This is a genomic window from Hyphomonas sp., from assembly GCF_040882205.1.
In the GTDB taxonomy this organism is placed as follows: domain Bacteria; phylum Pseudomonadota; class Alphaproteobacteria; order Caulobacterales; family Hyphomonadaceae; genus Hyphomonas.
The window spans coordinates 1-2,377 of sequence record NZ_JBBEBT010000275.1; the positions used below are offsets into that span (position 1 = coordinate 1).

The 2,377-nt window shown below is 66.1% G+C and carries 2 protein-coding genes; both read right to left on the minus strand.

Annotated elements, in window-relative coordinates; translation table 11 throughout:
- Positions 1–45 precede the first annotated feature (45 nt).
- On the minus strand, positions 46–774 hold the full coding sequence (gene istB / locus WEA77_RS11770; protein ID WP_368068078.1) for an IS21-like element helper ATPase IstB: 729 nt from the start codon (positions 772–774) through the stop codon (positions 46–48).
- Positions 761–2,275: an IS21 family transposase gene (gene istA, locus WEA77_RS11775; RefSeq protein ID WP_368068079.1), complete on the minus strand. Its 1,515-nt coding sequence runs from the start codon at positions 2,273–2,275 to the stop codon at positions 761–763. The genes istB and istA overlap by 14 nt, the downstream gene beginning before the upstream one ends.
- Positions 2,276–2,377: the final 102 nt, after the last annotated feature.

Below are 2,377 nucleotides of genomic sequence, written 5' to 3' on the forward strand. Positions count from 1 at the left end.
CCCGACCGGAGGCGTCAGCAGCGCGAAGGCGGTTTTCTGATTGGGTCAGCTGCGGTTTTTGAAGCGCCAGCTGTCGTTGCCGGTCTCGACGATATCGCAATGGTGGGTGATGCGGTCGAGCAGCGCGGTGGTCATCTTGGGATCGCCGAACACGGTGGGCCACTCGCCGAAGGCAAGGTTAGTGGTGATAATGACCGAGGTCTGCTCGTAGAGCTTGCTGATCAGGTGGAACAACAACTGTCCACCGGATCGCGCGAACGGCAGATAGCCCAGTTCATCGAGCACCACGAGATCGAGTCTGCCGAGCTGGTCGGCGATGGCGCCGGCCTTGCCGATGCGGGCTTCTTCCTCGAGCCGGGTGACGAGATCGACGGTGTTGTAGTAACGCCCGCGGGCGCCGGCACGCACGACGCTGGCGAGGATCGCGGTGGCCAGATGAGTCTTGCCCGTCCCTGTGCCGCCGATGAGCACGATGTTGCGCCGACCGGGCAGGAACGAACCGGTGTGCAGAGAGCGCACCAGCTCTTCGTTGATCGGGGTGCCCTCGAACACGAAGGCGTCGAGGTCCTTGATTACCGGCAGCTTGGCTGCGGTCATGCGGTAGCGGATCGAGGCGGCATGCCGATGCGCGGCTTCAGCGCGCAGTAGGTCGGTCAGGATCTCGTGCGTCGTGCGCTTGCGCTGCAACCCGGTGGTGACCGCCTCGTCGAACGCGCCGGCCATGCCCTTGAGGCCAAGCGCGCGCATCGCCTCGATCATCTCATGCCGCTGCATGGAGGCCTCGCACACTGTCATAGCGCGCACAGTCCGCAACCGGCGGGTGGCTGAGCTTCAGATCAACGACCACGTCCAGGGGGCGCTCGGATGGCGGGTCCCGGTATCGGGCCAGGATGTTGAGGATGACCTCGTCGCTGACGGCACCGCTATCAAGCGCCTCCCGGATCGCGGCCTCGACCGCTTCCAGGCCATCGGTCATTACGGCTGCCAGCACGCGCACGAAGCGGCGGTCGGCTTCATCTCCGCCGCCCAGCTTGCGCCGCAACCGCGCCAGTGCCGGTGGCAGGTCCCACCCCTGGAAGGGGGCGCCGTTCCGCAAGGCCCCAGGCTTGTGCGCCAGCACTGGCAGGTAATGCCAGGGATTATAGATCGTCCGGTCGCGGCCGAAGTGCCGGGCATGCTCGGCGATTACCTCGTCGCCCAAGCGAACAACGATGCGGTCGGCATAGGCGCGGACCTGAACGGCCCGCCGCGCCGCCTTGGCCATGACCGAGTAGCGGTTCCGGTCGAAGCTAATCAGGCAGGTGCCGGTCACGGCATGCGCGGTCTCATGGAAGCCGTCGAAGGGCGCCAGCATCGGCTGCAGGACTGGCCGTTCGAGCTCCAGCGCCTCGGCAACGGTCAGCTCCTTCTGCTCGGGATGCGCGTGCGTTGCGGCCCAGCGCAGGCACTCAGCCTCCAGCCACCCGTTGAGCTCTTCGATGCTGGCAAAGCGCAGGCGGGGCTGGAAGAAGCGGCCTCGGATGGTCTGGACCTGGTGTTCTACTTGGCCCTTCTCCCATCCCGCCGCCGGCGAGCAGGCGGTCGGCTCGACCATGTAATGATCGGCCATGACAAGAAAACGGCGGTTGAACACCCGCTCCTTGCCGACGAACACGGTGGTGACCGCGGTCTTCATGTTATCGTAGATGCCGCGCAGGGGAACGCCGCCGAAGAAGGCAAAGCCGCGCGCATGCGCGTCGAACACCATCTCCTGCGTCTCGCGCGGATAGGCTCTGACGTAGACCGCCCGCGACGCGCACAGCCGCATGTGCGCCACCTTCACCCGCATCGGCTTGCCCGCGATCTCCACATCCTCGTGGCTCCAGTCGAACTGGTAGGCCTCGCCCGGCTTGAACATGAGCGGGATGAAGGCCGGGGCGCCGTCGCCCGCATCCTTGCGCCGCGCTTCCGTCCAACGCCGGGCGTAGCGCCGGACCGCGTCGTAGGATCCCTCGAACCCCTCACGGCACAGCAGATCATGGATCCGCGTCATGCGCAGCCGGTCACGCCGGTGCCGGGCCTCGTTCTCCGTCAGCAGCGTGTCGAGCCGGTCCTGGAACGGCCCAAGCCGGGGCAGCGGTTGAACCGTGCGGCGATAATCGAACGCGCCTTCCGGCGCCCGGATCGCCTTGCGAACCACCTTGCGTGACAGCCGCAGATCGCGCGCGATCGCCTTGATCGCCTTCCCGCTCGCGTGCTCCCGCCGTATCCGAACAACCGTCTCCACCACCAACATCCCGATCTCACCACCTGGAAAACCAGGCAGCCTGCTACACCATCAGAATGAGGGGTCCCTTTTAGACGCCGATCACCCCGCTAACGGGGTCCCTTTTGCACG

Coding starts and splice junctions, on each gene's coding strand:
- istB (WP_368068078.1), bottom strand. CDS start 774: ATGCAGCGGCATGAGATGATCGAGGCGATGCGCGCGCTTGGCCTCAAG.
- istA (WP_368068079.1), bottom strand. CDS start 2,275: ATGTTGGTGGTGGAGACGGTTGTTCGGATACGGCGGGAGCACGCGAGC.